This window comes from Pseudomonas sp. AC172 (genome assembly GCF_979258595.1).
In genome coordinates, this window is record NZ_OZ409868.1 from 3,662,135 (window position 1) to 3,682,204 (window position 20,070).

Sequence of the window (20,070 nt, forward strand, 5' to 3'; positions counted from 1 at the left end):
TCAACGCCAAGGATTGGCCCATGCACCTGACTCAGCAGCCACCACCGCCAGACTCGCCCCCCCCAAACAATGCGCAGCATCACGACGACCACTACCTGCCATTGAAAAACGCCCTGCCCGACTGGCTCGGCGACGCTACATCGAGCCGGCGCCAGCGACTCAAGAACACCCCGCCGCAGATGTTTGCTTCCCTTCAGGCAGCGCCCGTCGACCAACATCAACAGATGAAGGCCCTCAACGCCGCGCACTGGACTGCACAAAGCAAGGTCGACCGGAGCCTGGAACATCTGCAGGACGCCAGCGCCTTTGCCGAATCTCTGCTCAGACAGGAACTGAACAATTGCTTTGGTCTGGATCTGGATGTGCGCGAAACCTTCGTGCGCCTGTACATCCCCGCCACCACACCCTGGTTCCCGATCAAAACCGGAACGCGTGCCTGGACCGTCTCGTTACTGGACGCTGCGCTGCACAACTTCGAGGAGTCGGAAACCCGTGACGACGCCTTCGACGTAGACTCCACCTTTGTCACCCGACCCTCCGCCACCGGCCAGTTCACGACCCTGCCGTCGATCAAGACCAAATTGAGCATTGCCGCCTTCACCCAACTGTGCCGAAGACTGGACCTCGGCGCTCAGTACAAAACCCACCTCGAAGACAACCTTGGCTATACCGATCCGATGGTGGCGTCCGTATTGCGCAGCAAACTGGACGACAGTCAGAAGGCCGCGATGAAAGCCGCCCTGCAATGGGCGCGGATGAACCGCGATGTCTCGGAAAGTTATTTTCGCTTGATCGACGCCGTGCTCGACGGCATGAAAGGCCTGTACGTCAGCGGGGCGCCCGTGCTGTGTCATGACATGGAAATGCTGTGCGCGCCGCTGACCGGGATCGTCGTGTTTGCCCCCGATCTGTACGCATCGCGAGACCCGGCACGCGTGGTGGCTTACGTTCCCGACGATCCTGAGCACCCCTTCAAGGAATACGCCTCGACCAGCGATTTGATCGTCGAACTGACGCGCCAGTTACGCTCGAAAGACTACCAGCAGTTTTTCAGCCGCTTCGTGAACCACGAACATCGCGGTTTTTTCTTCAATACCCTCAACAGCCGCGTGAGCCAGATCATGTGGCATCCGCCAGAGCCAGGCAGCTCGTTACCCGCGTGGCGCGACACTCCGATCGATAAGCCTGATCTGCAAACCACGCTGACGCCCTTCCGTGACAATCTGTGGCAACACCTCTATCAAGCGAAACTGAACAAGATCTTCAATGACGCTCGAGTGATCGCCGTGCCCACCGCTATCGTCGATCAAAAAGCACGCTGGGCGTTCTGGGATTCGGTGAGCAACATCATCTCGAGCATCGTGCAGACCGCCGCGCTGATCGTCGCGCCATTCGTGCCGGTGCTGGGTGAAGCAATGATGGCGTACATGGCGTATCAAATGCTCGACGAAGCTTTTGAAGGCATCATCGAATGGGGACAAGGGCGCACGACCGAAGCCTTCGCACACCTGATGGGCACCGTCGAATCGCTGATCCAGCTGGGCATCTTCGGCGCTGGTGGCGCGATTGGCGCGGGCGAATTTCGCAAGGTCCTGCCCAAGGAAGTCGTCGCATTCATCGACCGCTTCAAACCAGTGAAGCTGACCAGCGGTGAAACCCGCTACTGGGAGCCCGATCTGGCCCGCTATCAACACCCGGCAGAACCCGATGCGCGTTCAACAGCCAATGAACTGGGCTTGCACACTCACCAAGACAGGCAACTGCTACCACTTGAAAATGCCCACTTTGCCGTCAGTGAAGGCGCGGTTCCCGGCCAGTACCGCATTGATCACCCGACCCGCCCCGACGCTTACCAGCCGGTGGTGCGGCACAATGGCGCCGGCGCCTGGCACACCGAACTGGAACAACCGCTGGAGTGGAACACCGACACAGCGCTGAGGCGAATCAGCCCGGCCGTCGAGTCATTCTCGCCGACCGAGCGCGAGACGATTCTGCGGGTCAGCGGCGTCGACGAAGATGCCGTGCGCAAGATGCACGTCGATCAGCAAACACCGCCGCCACTGCTGGCCGACAGCATCCAGCGCTTCAAGATCGATCAGCAACTGCAACGTCTGATCGATCAGCTCGATAGCGACGTGAGCGAAGATTTCCTGCGGGCCGACCCCGTGACTCAACTGCAGCTGCTGACTCAGCACGGTCGCTGGCCGAACACCCAGCGCCTGCGTTTGGTCGATCAGCAGGGCGAATGGGTCTGGCAATCTTCGGCGGACGAAACCTTGCCGCTGACCGAGCTTGATCAAAGTCGCCTGATCGATGGCAATCTGCTCAAGAGCCTGCTGGCTACCCTCGACGAACATCAAGCCAAAGCCCTGCTCGCAGAACCGTTCGGCGGGCCAATGCTTTCGCTCGACGTGCGCAGCCAAACCCTGCGCCAGCAACTGGCCGCTCTTGCCCGCCGCCATCGCAGCTCGCTGTTCGAATCGCGCTATCAGGCGCTCCAGCACATCGACGACCCATTGGCGCAAACATTCATCAACCACGATCCGACACTGCCAGCCAGCCTCACCCGCGAACTGCTCGACAGCGCTACCGGCAGCGAGCTGTTGCAGATCAACGCGGGAGAACTGCCGGAACGCCAGCAGGACCTTATGCAACTGGCCAATCAGGAAGTACGCATTACCCGTGCTTACGAAGGACTGGTACTCGACTCCGTGAACAATCCCGATTCCGATGCACTCGCACTGCACAGCCTCAAGCTGTTGCCAGGCTGGAGCGGCGATGTGCGCCTCGAAATCCGCGACGGACGCTACGAAGGCCCCGCACTCGACAGCATCGGGCACGACGATGCGCCCGTACAGAAAGTACTGGTTCGCCTACATGATGGCCGTTATCAGCCCTACGACGAGCGTGGTCAGCAACTGCATTCGGTCGCGGATTTTTATTCCAGCCTTTTACAAGCGCTGCCGGACGGTGAGCGCCAAAGCCTGAGCTTCCAGATCGGCCAGGGAGACGCGTTGAAAGCAGCAGTCGCTGAGCGAACACTGGAACGCAATGAGCTACGCACAGTGATGTTCCAAGCACCGATTCGCCAGCCTGCCGTCGACACGCTGCGCCTGTCTGGCTTCAGAAATGAACAATCAAACCCGCCAAGGAACCGTGCCGCTGCCGATTTTTTTGAAGCGGGCGAACTCGGTGCGTTCGGCATAGAGAATCAGGACAACCTGACCACCACGGGCCAGCGATTCATCAGCCCAGAAGAACGCGTACAGGAGATCTATCGAGGTATGTCCACCGAGGAGGCACGAAATGTCGTCGCGGTGTTTCAGAATGATCCGGCAGCATTCAACGCTGAACTGGCCAGCCGTCGCAATCAATACATCAAGCTCAGTGATGACCTGCGTCGCTGGGAAACCGCTGTCCCCGTCAACGACCCGGTCAGCGGCCAGCCACTGACCTACATCGAACGCCGGGCGGCCCTGCAGAATCGCGCCCAGTTCAGAGAGGCACTGTTGCGTTGCTGGCGCAGGCAGACTCGTGGCCCCGCCGGCTATATGTTGCAGATCGCCCAACCGATCGTCGGTGAGCTGCCGCTACTGGAAGCGGATTTCAGTCACGTCTCCATGCTCTCGATCAATGGCAGTGCCAGCACCGGAGCCGTGGATGTTTTTCTGCAGCGCTTCCCGGGAATGCTCTATCTGGATGCGCAAAACCTCAACCTGCCCAATCTGCCCCAATCCTTGACCGACATGCCCAATCTGCGCCAGCTGATCCTGCGCGACTGTGGCGTCAGCCATTCAGCGGGTAATCAGGCGGTGCTGGCGGCATTGCCCAATCTCTCGCTGCTGGACCTGCGCGGCAATCCGCTGGGTGCATTGCCGGACGTCAGCGCCCTTCCCTCGCTGCGTTATCTCAATCTTTCCAGAACGGGCATTTCGACCCTCCCGGCCAATCTGCTCGATCATCCGCGATTGATTACCGGGAATTTCGAGGGCAACCGGATCACGGAAATACCGCCACCCTTTTTCGATCTGGCCAGCTCCCTCAGTGACGGTTTCGGATTTGCAGACAACCCGCTGACGGCGGCAACGCGGGAAAAGGTCAAGACGTTCTACAACCACACCGGAAAACACTTTGGCGTACGCCCGGAATCTGCGGACATCGAGCGCGCGGTGGCGTTGTTCCCCGGGCTGAACACTGATCAGGCAAGCGATCTGCTGTACCGGCTGCCCGGCCCCCTGGCTGAAGGGCGAGTCCAGCTCTCGCGCTGGGAGGCCGAGCAGCGCACTTTGAGCGCCGAGCTGGACACATGGGTTGAGCGTATTCCAGCGCTCGACCCCGTATCTGAGCGACCGTTGACCGTCGACGAGCAAGCACTGGAGCGCAATGCAAGGGTCGCGTTCCGACAAACACTGGAGCAGTTCTGGCGTAACAGATCAGCCTTAGTCAGGCAAAGCGAGCTGATCGCGAATCTGGACTTCACGGGTGACATGCCAATCCTGAGCGCCAACTTCGACCATGTTTCCCGGTTGCGGCTAACCGGCAACAAAAACATCTCAGCCTTGCTGCCGTTCGTGCAGCGTTTCGAGCAACTGAACACCTTGGAGTTACACGCCTTCGACCTCGAACCGGTTGCACTGTCATCGATCAGAATGCCAGGCCTCAACGTTCTGGAGCTTAACGATTGCGGTGTGACGCTGACCCCGGAAAATCAGGCGACGCTCCTCTCCCTCAACAACCTGCATACGCTGGATTTGAGCAACAACCCGCTGGGCACTTTTCCCGACCTGAACATGTTCTCCGAACTGACCTACCTCGATCTGTCCAACACCGGTATCAACGTGGTGCCCGACGGATTGACCAGTCATCCGAACCTGCGCACCGCCATCCTCAGTGGCAACCGTATTACCGAAATCCCCGATGCAGTTTTTGAACTGCCGGCCAATCAGAGCGATGGTTTCGACTTCTCCGACAATCCGCTGTCGAGCGCAACGCACAACAAAGTAAAAGCCTATTACCGACGCACCGGAATTGACTTCGACGTGCGCGCCGATGAGAGCGACATTGCCCTCATGCGCCAACTGTTCCCGTCCCTGGACGAGCAGGAAGCCAGTGATGTGTTCTATGACCTGCCCGGAACCCTCGCGGATGGTCGGACCCAGCTCGTCAAATGGCGCGCCGAACTCAATCAGATGACCACCGATCTGACCTTGTGGGCTCCCCGGGTGCCAAGCACTCACCCACTCACCGGGCAGATCCTCACGGCCATTGAGCTGTTCGACCAGTACGCTGCCCGATCCGAGTTTGGCCAACTGCTGGAACGGTTCTGGCGTCACCGCTATGGCGAATCAGGGATGCGCGCCGATTTTCTCGAAGCCGACCTGAGGTTCTTTGGTGACTTCCCCCGACTGAGCACGGATTTCAGCCATGTGTCGGGTGTGAAACTCAAAGGCAACGCCGCCATCGGCGCACCGGATGCGTTCACCGATTTGTTCGTGAACGCCCGGGAACTGGAACTGCGAAAATTCCCGCTGAATGAAATCCCCCAGACCGTGACTCGTCTGACGAAGCTCAAGGAACTGACGCTGACCGTTTGTGGAATCACCCTCAACGCCTTCGACCAGAGCACCCTTTCGACATTGCAAAACCTCGAGCTGCTGGATCTGAGCCACAACCCGCTATCGGCGGCACCTGACCTTCAGTCCTTCCCGGCCATGCGTGACATTCTGCTGACCAATACCGGGATTCCCGCCCTGCCCGAGGGTCTCGCCAGGCATCCGAGCCTGAAAAACGCCTTGTTGAACGACAACCGCATCAGCGATCTCCCCGAGGCGTTTTTCAGTCTCGATCTGGACCTTGCCGACGGCCTCAATCTGCGCAACAACCCGTTGTCCCTTGCCGCTCGCGAACGTATCAAGACCTTTTATGTCGAGCACGGACGCCACTTCGACGTAATGCCGGACGTCAGCGACCTGACCAGCGCGCAACGACTGTACCCGCAGATGGATGTCGACGACGCCAGTCACTTGATCTATTGCCTGCCTGGCAACTTGCAGGCCGGCACGGCGCAACTGGCGCGTTGGGAAGCGGAGATCAGCCAGATGCTCAGCGACCTCAACGCCTGGACCGAACGCGTGCCGGTGCGCAACCCTGCGACCGGTGAACACTGGGGAGCATTCCGCAGAGCGCTTGAGCGCAATCACAGAAAACAATTCAGTGAAAATCTGGAGGCATTCTGGCGTGGCAGGAACCCGGACAAACTCGAGTTGAGGCTGAACTCACTGGATTTTGATGCACCCTTCGCAGGTGACTTACCGTCGTTGACGGCCGATTTCAGCCACGTCATCCACCTGTCCATACGCGGCAATGAGGCGTTGAATGCACCCACGGGTTTCCTGTCGCGCTTCAGCGGATTGCAGGTCCTGGAACTGCGCAGTTTTGCCTTGGGCCGGATACCCCGTGCACTATCACTGCTGCCGGCGGTGGAAACACTGACGCTGAGCAGTTGCGGCATTGTCCTCGATACAGTGGGCCAGACCACATTGTCCGGACTGAGCCGTTTGAAGGCGCTGGACCTTTACAACAATCCGCTGGGCACAGCGCCGAATGTCAGCTCATTGCGAGCGCTGACGACACTCGACCTGAGCCGCACCGGTATCAGCCAGATACCCGCCGGCGTGGGGCAATTGACGAGACTGCGCTACGCGCGGCTGATCGAAAACGCCATTGTCGATTTGCCACAAGACATGACTGGCTTCGCTGACAACGGTGTCGACCTGCGGGCCAATCCACTGTCCGCCGCCGCCAGAGACCGGATCAAAACCGACTACCAGATCACTCGCCAGCATCTGGGTGTAACGGCCGCAGAAGCGGACATTGCCCTGACGCAATCGTTGTACCCACGCATCAGCGAAATCGATGCTAACCACCTGATCTACAGCCTGCCCGGCACACTCGCCGAGGGGCATCTTGAATTGCTGCGCCGGCAGAGCGACCTTGCAGCATTACTAGGCGAACTCGGGGCGTGGGCGAAGGAGACTCCGCGCGATCCAGCCACAGGCGTCGCACTGGAGGGAGAAGCACTGCGGCAGGAAAACGCTAAAAGAACCTGGTTCATAAATGGCCTGGAACGCAGATTGCGCGAAGCCCCGGTAGGTTTTGCCTCCACCGAACTCACCTGTGATCTTTCGTTCACCGGCGAGCTGCCAACACTGAGCGGGCGCTTCGAGCAGGTCAGCGAGCTGACACTGACCAGTACCGCGAAAGTACATCCTCGGGTAGATCGCTTGCTTGAGCTGTTACCGAATCTTGAACAACTGGACATACGGGCCTATCAGCTCAACGAGGTTCCCCAGACGATTTTCACGCTGAACAAACTGACCAATCTGGAACTGCCCGATTGCCATATCGTCCTGAACGCGCAAACGGTGAGCGCCCTGGCACGCATGGAAAACCTGCAAATTCTCGACCTGAGCCACAACCCGCTGGGGCTGGCGCCAGACCTGCGAAACCTGCGCACGTGTTACTCGTTACATCTGAGCCACACCGGGTTGACCGATGTTCCAGCCGGCCTTTTTGAACTGCCACGTTTGAATTATGCCGATCTGTCCGCCAACGCCATTACCGAGCTTCCCGACCCGCTGCCATCACCGACCCTCGGTTCAGGGGCCACTTATGACTTCAATGGCAATCCATTAAGCACGCAGAGCGAGCATCGCCTGAGAACGTACAACGAGGCACTGATCGCCCGCAGGCTTGAGGATCGAGAAACGCGAGCCAGCACAAACGAAGCGCTGGATAACTTCCAGGACATCTCGTTTTCCGATTGACCCCGGCGCTCGACGCGGTCTAACCGCGCTCTGGCGGCACTGACGACAATTCGAACGGGCTGCTGCTGCGCCGCTGGTTGCGATCTTCCCGCGGCGTGGCACCGAAGAAGTTGCGATAGGCGCTGGAGAAATGCGGCCCCGAGGAGAAGCCACACGAGAGGCCGATCTGGATGATCGACTTGCTGGTTTGCATCAACATCTGCCGGGCCTTGTTCAGGCGCAGTTCCAGGTAGTACTGGCTCGGCACACGGTTGAGGTATTGCTTGAAGATCCGTTCCAACTGGCGACGGGACACGCAGACATGCTGGGCGATTTCGTCGGTGGTCAGAGGCTCTTCGATGTTGGCTTCCATCAGCAACACCGCTTGGGTGAGCTTCGGGTGACTGGAGCCGAGACGGTTCTGCAACGGAATGCGCTGACGCTCACCGCCTTCACGAATGCGCTCAACCACCAGCTCTTCCGAGACAGCGCCGGCCAGTTCGGCACCGTGATCGCGGGCCAGCACCGCCAGCAACAGATCGAGCACGGACATGCCACCGCACGCGGTCAGGCGATCGCGATCCCAGTCGAACAGGTGACTGGTGGCGATGACTTTCGGGAACCGTTCGGCGAAATCGTCCTGCCAGCGCCAATGCACTGCGGCGCGATAACCGTCGAGCAAACCGAGTTGCGCCAACGGATAAACACCTGCGGACAAACCGCCGATGACTGTACCTGCGCGTACCAGTTGCTTGAGCGCACTGCTGAGTGCCGGGGCAAGTGTGGTCGGTGGTTCGTCAGCGAGCAGGAACAGTTTCTGGAAGTTTTCGAGCTTGCCGGTCCATGCCTCGCCGGGCAATTGCCAGGCGCCTTCGGCCGGCGGCTCGGCCTGCAGGAACGACAGTTCGTAAACCACGTCCGGATGCACACGCTGAGCAACACGCAAGGCTTCCTCCGCCAGCGCCAGCGTCAACGCTTTAGTGCTGGGCCAAATCAGGAAACCAATTCGATGGGCAGTCATGGGCGGGCAATCCGAAACGAGGAACAGTGATGAAGGCATGGGCCAATGCTAGCCCGTAAATGAACACAAATCTTGAAATCAACAGAGCTCCATTGTGGGAGCGAGCTTGCTCGCGAAGGCGTCGGGTCAGACAGCAATGATGTCGACTGATACGCCGCTTTCGCGAGCAAGCTCGCTCCCACAGGGATCCGCGCTATTCCTCAGGTCGCGAAGCATGACCTAATCTGGTGCATAACGGCAGCGATTACTTGAGGCTGCCCGAGAGGAATTGTTGCAGACGTTCCGATTGCGGATTGACCAGCACTTCACGCGGGTTGCCGCTCTCTTCAACTACACCTTTGTGCAGGAACACCAACTGGTTCGACACTTCACGGGCAAAACCCATTTCGTGCGTGACCACAACCATGGTGCGACCTTCCTGAGCCAGCGCTTGCATGACTTTCAGCACGTCGCCCACCAGCTCCGGGTCGAGGGCCGAGGTCGGTTCGTCGAACAGCATCACTTCCGGCTCCATCGCCAGCGCACGGGCAATCGCCACACGCTGCTGCTCGCCACCGGACATGTGCCCAGGGAAAGCATCTTTACGATGGGCCACGCCGACCTTGTTCAGGTAATGCTCGGCTTTCTCGCGGGCCTCAGCCTTGGACACGCCGAGTACATGCACCGGCGCTTCCATGATGTTTTCCAGCGCGGTCATGTGCGACCACAAGTTGAAATGCTGGAACACCATCGACAGGCGCGAACGCATGCGTTGCAGTTGCTTCGGATCAGCGGCTTTCAGCGCGCCGTCCTTGTTCGCCACCAGTTTCAGCTCTTCGTTGTTGAGCAGAATCTTGCCCGCGTGCGGCTGCTCGAGCAGGTTGATGCAGCGCAGGAAAGTACTTTTGCCGGAGCCACTGGAGCCGATGATGCTGATCACATCGCCGGCTGCCGCTTTCAGGGACACACCCTTGAGCACTTCGTGACTGCCATAGCGTTTATGCAGGTCTTGGACTTCAAGTTTGTACATGCGGTCGGTTCTCACAAAAACAGTCAGTCAGTCGTTGAGCAAGCGCCCGTGACGCAGCGCTTCGCGCCCCGCCACCTTGGCCAGCCAGAAACCGGGTTGGGCATAACGCAGCCGTTCAATGGCAAACAGCACCCCGGAGGTACCAGCACACACCGTGCTGACCCGATCGGACAGAGGATCAATCACTTCAAAAATCTCGTCGCCCGCCTCGACCCACTCGCCGGGCTTGCGCAGAAAACTTACGACGCCCGGATGGGGGGCGAGCAGCAACTCGGTGCCTTCGAACGGCATGCCTTCACAGGCTTCGTGCGCCGGGTTCGGCCACTCGCCGGTGAGCAAACCTTGCTCGGCGAGGAACGCGAGAATGCCTTCAGCGTAAGCTTCGGCTTCAGCGCGACCGGTGTCGGCCTGACCGCCCAGCTCAATGGTCGTCGCCAGACACGCCAGCGGAATCTGCGCCTCGGGGAACTGCCGCGACAGACGCAACCACGGCAGCGAGCAGGCTTCATCGAACGAGCTGCCACCGGAATCTTCCGCCAGCAAACCCACGCGTACATTCAGGTGCGCGGCCAACGAACGCCACTGCGGCCAGTGCTGCGGCAACGCGTACATGTGCAGCGCGGCTTCGGCATCGCAGTGCAAGTCGAGCACTACATCAGCGGTGCAGGCATGGCTGAGCAATACGCGCTGCATGCCTTGCAACTGGCTGCTCGCCTCCGGCAATGCCGCCAGATGATCGGCCATCGCCTGACGGATCAGGCGCACATTGGCGTGCGGATCATCACCGAGGCTATCAGCCAATGCCGCCGCAACCGGCGCGCTCAGCTCAACGAAATCACGGTTGAAATTCTTGCCGCTGCCCGCCTCGAAACGGCCCTGGTGATTGCCTTGCAGCAACTGCCCAAGACCCAACGGGTTAGCGACCGGCACCAGTTCGATGACACCGTTGAGCAAGCCTTTGGCTTCGAGTTCGCCCAGGCGTTTTTTCAGCTCCCAGGCGGTGCGCATGCCCGGCAATTCATCAGCGTGCAGGCTGGCCTGAATGTAGGCCTTGCGCTCGCCGCGTCCGAAACGGAACACCGAAATCTTGCGCTCGCTGCCCAGGTGGCTCCACGGCAATACGTGGTCGATGCGTTCCATATCAGTGCTTCCGCGGGGCCAGGTAGCTCAACCAGCGACGCTCGGCCAGTTTGAACAGTTTGACCAGAATGAACGTCAGGCACAGGTAGAACACGCCAGCGGTGATGTACGCCTCGAACGGCAAATAGAACTGCGCGTTGACGGTACGGGCCGCGCCGGTGATGTCGATCAAGGTCACGATGGAGGCCAGACTGGTGGTCTGCAGCATCATGATCACTTCGTTGCTGTACTGCGGCAGTGCCCGGCGCAGGGCCGATGGCAGCAGGATGCGTTTGTACAGTTTGAAGCGCGACATGCCCATGGCCTTGGCCGCTTCGATCTCACCGTTCGGCGTGGCCTTGAGGCTGCCGGCAATGATCTCAGCGGTGTAGGCGCTGGTGTTGACCGCGAAGGCCAGGCACGCGCAGAACGTTGCGCTGGACAGCCACGGCCACAGGAAGCTTTCGCGTACTGCTTCGAACTGCGCCAGACCGTAGTAGATCAGGAACAGTTGCACCAGCATCGGCGTGCCACGGATCACGTAGGTGTAAAGCCACGCGGCGCCGTTGACGACCGGGTTCTTCGAGACGCGCATCAGCCCCAACGGCAGGGCCGCGAGCAGACCGAAAAACAGCGACAGCGCGAGCAGTTTGAGGGTGGTCAGCAGGCCGCCGAGGTACAGCGGCATGGCCTCCCAAATGACGTTGTAGTCGAAGATCATAGATCAGCCGCCCTTACGCCTACCGAGTAGCGCTTCTCAAGTTGACGCAGGATCAGCAACGACACACTGGTGATCACCAGGTACATCGCCGCCACTGCGAGGAAGAAGGTAAAAGGCTCGCGGGTGGCATCTGCCGCCTGCTTGGCCTTGAACATCATGTCTTGCAGACCGACCACGGAAATCAGCGCGGTCGCCTTGGTCAGTACCAGCCAGTTGTTGGTGAAGCCCGGAATCGCCAGACGAATCATCTGCGGCACCATCACCCGGAAGAACACCTGAAAACTGCTCATGCCGTACGCCATGCCGGCTTCGGCCTGACCTTTCGGAATGGCCATGAACGCGCCACGGAAGGTTTCCGACAGGTACGCACCGAAGATGAAACCGAGGGTGCCGATACCGGCGGCCAGCGGATTCAAATCGATGTAGTCGTCATAGCCAAGCATCGGTGCGACACGGTTGAGCAAGTCCTGACCGCCGTAGAAGATCAGCAGGATCAGCACCAGATCGGGAATCCCGCGGATCACCGTGGAATACAGATCGCCCAGCCAGGCCAGCCAGCGCACCGGCGACAGGCGCAACGCGACACCGATCAGCCCGAGAACGATGGCCAGAGCCATGGACGACAAGGCGAGCTGAAGCGTCAGCCATGCGCCATCGAGGATGACAGCCCCGTAGCCTTTCAACATGATTCAGGTCCTCGAAAGTTGGGATGAAAAAATGGCGCAAACCGCAGAGATCCTGTTGCTTGCGCCATTTCGGACTTGTCGCAGAGACGTGTTACTTGCCGTAGATATCGAAGGCGAAGTACTTGTCCTGGATTGCTTTGTATTTGCCGTTTTCACGGATGGCCGCGATAGCAGCGTTGATCTTGTCTTTCAGGGCGTCGCCCTTACGGACTGCGATGCCCACGCCGTCGCCGAAGTATTTGACGTCGGTGAACGCCGGGCCTGCGAAGGCGAAACCTTTGCCAGCGTCGGTGTTGAGGAAGCCATCTTGCAGCAGGGTGGCGTCAGCCACAGTACCGTCGAGGCGACCGGCGGCCACGTCGAGGTAGATTTCGTTCTGCGAGCCGTACGGCTTGATCTCGGCGCCCAGTGGAGCCAGGACTTCGCGGGCGAAACGCTCGTGGATCGAACCACGTTGTACGCCGATGTTCTTGCCCTTCAGCTCAGCCAGGTTTTCGCTGACCTGAGTGCCGGCCTTCATGACCAGACGGGCCGGGGTGTTGTAGTACTTGTTGGTGAAGTCGACCGACTTCTTGCGATCTTCAGTGATCGACATGGACGACAGGATCGCGTCGATCTTGCGCACTTTCAGTGCCGGGATCAGACCGTCGAACTCTTGCTCGACCCACACGCACTTGACCTGCATCTGCTCGCACAGAGCGTTGCCGATGTCGTAGTCGAAACCAACGATGCTGCCGTCCGGCGCTTTCGAGGCGAACGGAGGGTAAGCCGCTTCGATACCGATCTTCAGAGGTTTTTCGTCAGCGAAGGCATTCAGCGACAGCACGGACAGTGCCAGGGCGCCAAGCAGCACAAGTTTCTTCATCTCGGGACTCCATCGGTAAAGGGCAAAAACGGCAGAGTGAGCGACAGCCCAATATGCGAATGGGTGAATCGGGAAATCGGTTGCTGCATCGGTGGGAAATTTCCCATTGAAACCGTCAGAGATTTCAACGTCAGCCACAATGAGCGAGTGATCGGCATTCTAACGACAGGCCGGAAGCCGATATTTCTTCAATGCGACAACTAATTACAGATGCACAGAGAAAGCGACTTTGGCACATTGACAGCCCTGCGATTTCATGCAAGAGCGAAAGACAGTGAACCGATCTATGCTGCAAATTGCGGGCCTATTATTCGCAAACCCTTCTAATCCGGCAAGCGCAGCGTTGTGTCTTATTTTTCACCGGGGGTTTCGAGGCTCTAAAACGGGGCGATGCGTTTCCCTTTGCCCCGTCGCGGGGCGGGCGGTTACACATTCGGTTACGTGGACAGTGCTGGGTAACAGCGGGAAATGTCTTACGGGGGAGATCGATAATTATTGGTTGGGTGGTCTTGTGTTCCGACAGTGGACTACACAGTTGCCTGACAGATTGCTATCGCTGGCAAGCCAGCTCCCACAGGGATATGCGGCGAAGCTGAAATTTCCGACACACAACAAAACCTGTGGGAGCGAGCTTGCTCGCGAAGAGGCCAGCCCAGCCACCACAAAACCTCCAGACACAAAAAAGCCCCGCCCGGCAAAACCGGACAGGGCTCCTATGCTTCTAACGCTTAAGCCACATTCATGGTCTTGTGCGTATCAATCAAATGCTGCACCACACCCGGATCCGCCAGCGTCGAGATATCTCCCAACCCGTCGTATTCCGCCGTGGCAATCTTGCGCAGAATGCGGCGCATGATCTTGCCCGAACGGGTCTTCGGCAGCCCCGGCGCCCACTGGATCACGTCCGGCGAAGCAATCGGCCCGATCTCCTTGCGCACCCAGTTCTTCAGCTCCAGACGCAGCTGCTCGGTCGGCTCCTCGCCATTCTTCAACGTGACATAGACATAAATGCCCTGCCCCTTGATGTCATGCGGTACGCCAACCACCGCAGCCTCGGCAACCTTCGGATGCGCAACCATCGCGCTCTCGATCTCGGCCGTGCCCATACGGTGACCGGACACGTTGAGCACGTCATCGACACGCCCGGTGATCCAGTAGTAACCATCGGCATCACGACGCGCGCCGTCACCGGTGAAGTACATGCCACGGAAGGTCTTGAAGTAGGTGTCAACGAAACGATCGTGATCGCCATACAGCGTGCGCGCCTGACCTGGCCACGAATCGAGAATCACCAGATTGCCTTCGGCCTCGCCCTCGATGATGTTACCGAGGTTGTCGACCAGCGCCGGCACCACACCAAAGAACGGACGTGCCGCCGAACCCGGCTTCAGCGCGTGAGCGCCCGGCAACGGGCTCATCATGTTGCCGCCGGTTTCGGTCTGCCACCAGGTGTCGACAATCGGGCAACGCGACTTGCCGACATTCTTGTAGTACCAGTCCCAGGCTTCCGGGTTGATCGGCTCACCGACCGAACCGAGCAGACGCAGGCTGCTGCCATCCGCACCTTCAACGGCGGCCTGACCGGAAGCCATCATCGCGCGGATCGCCGTCGGTGCGGTGTAGAGAATGTTGACCTTGTGCTTGTCGACGATCTTCGCCACCCGGGTGATGTCCGGATAGTTCGGCACGCCTTCGAACAGCAGCGTGGTCGCGCCATTGGCCAGCGGGCCGTAGACGATGTAGCTGTGGCCAGTGACCCAGCCGACGTCGGCGGTGCACCAGTAGACTTCGCCCGGGCGGTAGTCGAACACGCGCTCGTGGGTCATTGCCGCGTACAGCAAATAACCGCCGGTGGTGTGCTGCACGCCCTTCGGTTTGCCGGTCGAGCCGGAGGTATAAAGGATGAACAGCGCTTCTTCGGCGCCCATCTCTTTCGGCGCGCAGACAGTGCCCGCCACTTTCATCAGGTCTTCGTACCAGATGTCGCGATGCTGGTTCCACTTGATGTCGCCACCGGTGCGCTTGCAGACGATGACTTTCTGGATGCTGCTGGTTTCCGGGTTGGTCAGCGCGTCGTCGACGTTGGCCTTGAGGGAAATCTTCTTGCCAGCGCGGATGCCTTCGTCAGCGGTGATCACCACTTTCGATTTGCAGTCGATGATGCGACCGGCCAGCGCTTCCGGCGAGAAACCGCCGAACACCACCGAGTGAATCGCGCCGATCCGGGTGCAGGCCAGCATGGCGACCACGGCTTCGGGAATCATCGGCATATAAATGGTCACCACGTCGCCGCGGTGCACGTCCTGACCACGCAGGGCGTTGGCCAGTTTGCACACTTGCTCGTGCAGTTCGCGGTAGGTGATGTTGCGGCTTTCGGAAGGATCGTCGCCTTCCCAGATGATCGCGACTTGATCGCCGCGCTCGGCCAGATGACGGTCGAGGCAGTTGTAGGAAACGTTCAGGGTGCCGTCGGCAAACCACTTGATGTCGACATGGTGATCGTCGAACGACGTCTGTTTCACCGTGGTGAAAGGTTTGATCCAGTCGAGACGCTGAGCTTGCTCGCGCCAGAAACCGTCAGGGTTGACGACCGACTGCTGGTACATGGCTTTGTAGGTCGCCTCGTCAGTCAGCGTGTTAGCCAGAACCTCGGGACGAACGGGATACAGAGAAGCCGCACTCATCTTTCCTACCTCGGTGTAATAGTTGTTTTTGTATGACCCTGTTGTAACGGGGCGGGGGCCATAGAACCATTCGACGATGGTAGTAACAAGCCCCTACAAATCCTCCACCTACCCCGTTTGCAAGCCAGACACCAACCTCCAAAACACCCCCAAACCCTGTGGGAGCTGGCTTGCCAGCGATTCAGACAACTCGGTCCCACAGACAAAACACCCGGTTATCAATCCAGCCCCTACCCCATCTCAAGCGATTGTTACCAAATCTGCCAAAGGTGTTTATCAAAACCCGCTCTGTTTACCCCAGCCCCATCTCCCTAAAATTCACCTCGCCGACAAGGCAAACGCGATTAACAACGTTACAGCCCCCACGAAGGCCGTTAATCCAGCTCTCAAGTAACAACCGCCAATGATGAAGTTCCACACGCAACCCTAAAAAGGTTGCGTGACCCCACTCGACCTCAAAAAGGTAAATCTGAAATGAAAGCTCTATTGGTTCTGGCCCTCAGCAGTCTGTGTGCAACCGCCATGGCAGATGAGGTCCCGACTGATGTCGCGCAGCAACAACCGGTGATCGAGGAATACACTTACTCCACCCATCTGGACATCGCCAACGTTGTATCGATGAGTGAAATTCCGAATGTCTGCGAAGTGGTTCCGGCCAAAATGGAATACGACGACTCCAAAGGTCAGCGCCACATCCTGCGTTACAGCGTCATGGGCAACGGCTGCACTAATTGATGATTTCAGACTGCACCGAATTGGATCTCTCAGCGCATCATTGAGGGTCGATTCCAGCCCGACTTCGGTCGGGCTCAGTTGTGTCTGGAGTCGTTGAAAAGGGTTGCAAAACACAAGATATAGTGAAAAACGCGGTTTTTTGCTCATTTCTTGAGCAACCAAACCCCGACGAAAAAATTAATCAAAAAAAAATCTAACCAGCCAACATCCGCGAAAGCCCTGTAAAACCTCGCTCCGACTGAAATACCCTTCCTGATCGACCGCCCTGTGCTGATTCGCCTCCCCCACGAGCCTGCTTTTTTCCCTATAATGCCGCCCTAATCGGGTCAGCAATATTCCCTTACAGGGATCAAAAGCCATTCTGAAGCCCCGCAGTCGCGTTCAACGTGATCTGCGCCCGTCAGAGGCTCTCGGAAACCCGTACAAAATTCTGTTTTATTGCCTGCCTTAGCTGCTGCAAAAAACGATTCCTTAAGATCCAACGCGGTCTGTACGACCGTGTGAAAAACCAACCAATCAGGTTTCACACGGGCGACAGGCCCTCACGCAGGAGACGACACGTCATGCTGAGCTGGGACGAATTCGACAAAGAAGACAGTGAAGTAGCAACCGTGAAAGGCGCCAACGCCGGCCACGCTACTGAAGCCAACATGGACCGCCTCGACAACGCTGGCGGTGCCGCCGCGATCGAAGCCCGCGCCGTGACCGCCGACGACTCGGCCGCTGTCGCCCGCGCCAAGGCTGCACTGAACTCCCTCGACGTCGCCGAAGGCCTCGCCGAACTCGAAGGCGCCTCCGCCCGTGTCGCCGTTGACGAAAAGCGCATGATCAACTGCCGCGCCGACCTCAACCAACTCGTGCCATTCAAGTACGACTGGGCCTGGCAGAAATATCTCGACGGTTGCGCAAACCACTGGATGCCGCAAGAAGTCAACATGACCGCCGACATCGCCCTCTGGAAAGACCCGGAAGGCCTGACCGACGACGAGCGCCGCATCGTCATGCGCAACCTCGGCTTCTTCTCCACCGCCGACTCCCTGGTTGCCAACAACCTGGTGCTGGCCGTGTACCGCCTGATCACCAACCCGGAGTGCCGCCAGTACATCCTGCGCCAGGCTTTCGAAGAAGCGATCCACACCCACGCCTACCAGTACTGCATCGAATCGCTGGCCATGGATGAAGGCGAAATCTTCAACATGTACCACGAGATCCCATCGGTTGCTAAGAAGGCAGCCTGGGGCCTGAAGTACACCCGTTCGATCTCCGATCCGAAGTTCGAAACCGGCACCCCAGACACCGACAAAGAGTTGCTGCGCAACCTGATCGCTTACTACTGCGTTCTGGAAGGCATCTTCTTCTACTGCGGCTTCACCCAGATCCTCTCCATGGGCCGCCGCAACAAAATGACCGGCGTCGCCGAGCAGTTCCAATACATCCTGCGCGACGAATCCATGCACCTGAACTTCGGCATCGACGTGATCAACCAGATCAAAATCGAAAACCCACACTTGTGGGATGCTGAGATGAAGGAAGAAGCGACCCAGATGATTCTGCAAGGGACTCAGCTGGAGATTGAATACGCACGGGACACCATGCCTCGCGGGGTGTTGGGTATGAACGCGGCGATGATGGAGGATTATCTGAAGTTCATCGCTAACCGTCGTTTGAGCCAGATCGGTTTGAAGGAAGAGTATCCAGGAACGACCAACCCGTTCCCTTGGATGAGCGAGATTATGGACTTGAAGAAAGAGAAGAATTTCTTTGAGACTCGCGTGATCGAATACCAAACTGGTGGCGCGTTGAGCTGGGATTAACTTTAAGTCAAAAAAAAGCTGCCAAATGGCAGCTTTTTTTATTACCAAAACAATACAACCAGCTTTAAAGGATGAATATATGGCAATGCTTTACTTCACCTTGATTTCGATCACCGCACTCACTATCGGTGCCTGGGGAGTCCTAAATGGCGCCTTATACAGACACCCACTACTTCTCTGCGCATTCGGACTCTTACTTGCAATCATGGGCGGGTACTTCTCCTACATTCTAGATCTTGGCTCCCAATCGAAACTGACGGAAATATTTGAGTATTTGAAACTTTCTTCAAATCTCATGAGCTATACCGTCGCAGCAGCAGGCGGCAGCTTGATAGCTAGCGGAATAGTAATCAAGGCTCAACACCTCGCAAATCAAGACATAACAAAATCGAAAGACAAAATTAAAAAAATAGCCAAAGAAATAAGTCAGATACAACTTAGCGCAACAAAAGTGATTGAGAACCAAGATCAGCAAACGACTCATCAACAGCAGGAAAAAATACGCGACTTGAGATTAGAATTAAGCAACGTAGAAATCCGGCTATATATAGCAACTGATTCTCTGAAAAAGCTGGAACGCTGATAAACCTATCCACCTCAGCTAATTAGACTCTTTAAACGATGACCCAATGCTTTCTGCACATCAAATGTAGGAGCATTCGCTCATAAATGCAGAATATTCGCCTTGCAACGTAGGAATTTTCCTAGACAACCATGATGGCCAATCAGTATTGTCCGAGGATATTCGACCCTCGGCGATAGCATGGATACGGAAAAGAAACAAAGCGGCTGGACCGATAACGAACTAGAAGCTTCAGTCGATGCTTACCTTGCCATTCGAGCGTTATACCCAAACGACGAAAAATTTAATAAATCTGCAGAGCACAGACGTTTGCAAGATAGCGTGCTTCCAGGTAGGAACATTAAATCGATCGACTTTCGATTGCAGAATATTTCCGCCCTATTCAACGAATTCGGTCTAAAAACCATTTCAACTTACAAACCAAAGCCTCATTTAGGTTCAGGGATTACTGCACGCCTAACCAAGATTCTTCAGTTAAAAGGTATTTTCAAATTAAACCCCAACACATTTACCGATAGTAAAACTTCGTACAACAAGATAAGGCAAGCTAAAAAACCTGAATTAATGAGCGAGCCAGAGGGTATTCTGACACCTCAGCAAACAGTAATTACTTCCCGTATCTATACCCGGACGTCACGAATTAAGACTTGGACTCTGAAAAACGCCAAAGGTATATGTGAGGGGTGCGCTCAGCCTGCACCGTTTGAGGTGGATGGAGAACCTTACCTTGAAGTTCACCACGTCAAGCATTTAGCGCAGCAAGGAACGGATCGGAAAAGCAACACCGTTGCACTGTGCCCGAACTGTCACCGACGCTGCCACCATTCAAGTGACCGACTTGAATTCACTTCCTCGCTCTACAAGAGGATTGCACGGTTAATTCCAGAGTAACTGAACTCGGTCGCGAGGGAGCTTGCTCCCGCTTACTTACAAAGCAGTCCCAATGCAAAGCGTTATCTCTCTAATTGATAGTTCTTATCGGCTCTGGGGCTGCTCCGCACCCCAGTGGGAGCAAGCTCCCTTGCCAC

The 20,070-nt window shown here is 57.5% G+C and carries 12 protein-coding genes; 5 read left to right on the forward strand and 7 right to left on the reverse strand.

Going from position 1 to position 20,070, the window contains the following annotated elements; all coding sequences use genetic code 11:
• Positions 1-20: 20 nt before the first annotated feature.
• Positions 21-7,826, forward strand: a complete 7,806-nt coding sequence (locus ACZ0A4_RS16515) for a dermonecrotic toxin domain-containing protein (RefSeq protein WP_463575601.1) — start codon at positions 21-23, stop codon at positions 7,824-7,826.
• Positions 7,827-7,845: 19 nt separating this feature from the next.
• Here the strand turns inward: ACZ0A4_RS16515 and argR are convergent, their stop codons facing one another.
• From argR to acs, 7 genes are all read right to left on the reverse strand, one after another.
• Positions 7,846-8,826 carry a transcriptional regulator ArgR gene (gene argR, locus ACZ0A4_RS16520; RefSeq protein ID WP_034153329.1) on the reverse strand — a complete coding sequence of 327 codons (981 nt, stop codon included), beginning with the start codon at positions 8,824-8,826 and terminating at the stop codon, positions 7,846-7,848.
• Positions 8,827-9,070: 244 nt separating this feature from the next.
• Positions 9,071-9,835 carry an ABC transporter ATP-binding protein gene (locus ACZ0A4_RS16525; protein ID WP_003227281.1) on the reverse strand — a complete coding sequence of 255 codons (765 nt, stop codon included), beginning with the start codon at positions 9,833-9,835 and terminating at the stop codon, positions 9,071-9,073.
• A gap of 27 nt (positions 9,836-9,862) precedes the next feature.
• Positions 9,863-10,975: a M14 family metallopeptidase gene (locus ACZ0A4_RS16530; RefSeq protein WP_463575602.1), complete on the reverse strand. Its 1,113-nt coding sequence runs from the start codon at positions 10,973-10,975 to the stop codon at positions 9,863-9,865.
• 1 nt (position 10,976) lies between these two features.
• A complete protein-coding gene (locus ACZ0A4_RS16535) occupies positions 10,977-11,675 on the reverse strand; it encodes an ABC transporter permease (RefSeq protein WP_007912703.1) in 699 nt (232 codons plus the stop codon).
• Positions 11,672-12,361 (reverse strand): ABC transporter permease, encoded by a 690-nt coding sequence (locus tag ACZ0A4_RS16540; protein ID WP_007912702.1) that lies wholly within the window; start codon positions 12,359-12,361, stop codon positions 11,672-11,674. Before ACZ0A4_RS16540 ends, ACZ0A4_RS16535 begins: the two co-directional genes overlap by 4 nt.
• Positions 12,362-12,452: 91 nt before the next feature.
• The gene (locus ACZ0A4_RS16545; protein ID WP_242208259.1) at positions 12,453-13,226 is read right to left on the reverse strand and encodes an ABC transporter substrate-binding protein; all 774 of its coding nucleotides are present in this window, start codon (positions 13,224-13,226) and stop codon (positions 12,453-12,455) included.
• Between the two features lie 728 nt (positions 13,227-13,954).
• Positions 13,955-15,910: an acetate--CoA ligase gene (gene acs, locus ACZ0A4_RS16550; protein WP_034153332.1), complete on the reverse strand. Its 1,956-nt coding sequence runs from the start codon at positions 15,908-15,910 to the stop codon at positions 13,955-13,957.
• Between the two features lie 474 nt (positions 15,911-16,384).
• Here acs and ACZ0A4_RS16555 point away from each other — a divergent pair, with 474 nt between their 5' ends.
• From ACZ0A4_RS16555 to ACZ0A4_RS16570, 4 genes are all read left to right on the forward strand, one after another.
• A complete protein-coding gene (locus ACZ0A4_RS16555) occupies positions 16,385-16,645 on the forward strand; it encodes a DUF2790 domain-containing protein (RefSeq protein ID WP_008084846.1) in 261 nt (86 codons plus the stop codon).
• Positions 16,646-17,208: 563 nt separating this feature from the next.
• Positions 17,209-18,459, forward strand: a complete 1,251-nt coding sequence (locus ACZ0A4_RS16560) for a ribonucleotide-diphosphate reductase subunit beta (RefSeq protein ID WP_008084848.1) — start codon at positions 17,209-17,211, stop codon at positions 18,457-18,459.
• Between the two features lie 25 nt (positions 18,460-18,484).
• The gene (locus tag ACZ0A4_RS16565) at positions 18,485-19,042 is read left to right on the forward strand and encodes a hypothetical protein (protein WP_463575604.1); all 558 of its coding nucleotides are present in this window, start codon (positions 18,485-18,487) and stop codon (positions 19,040-19,042) included.
• Positions 19,043-19,222: 180 nt separating this feature from the next.
• Entirely contained in the window at positions 19,223-19,933 is a 711-nt protein-coding gene (locus tag ACZ0A4_RS16570) for an HNH endonuclease (RefSeq protein ID WP_463575605.1), read from the forward strand.
• Positions 19,934-20,070: the final 137 nt, after the last annotated feature.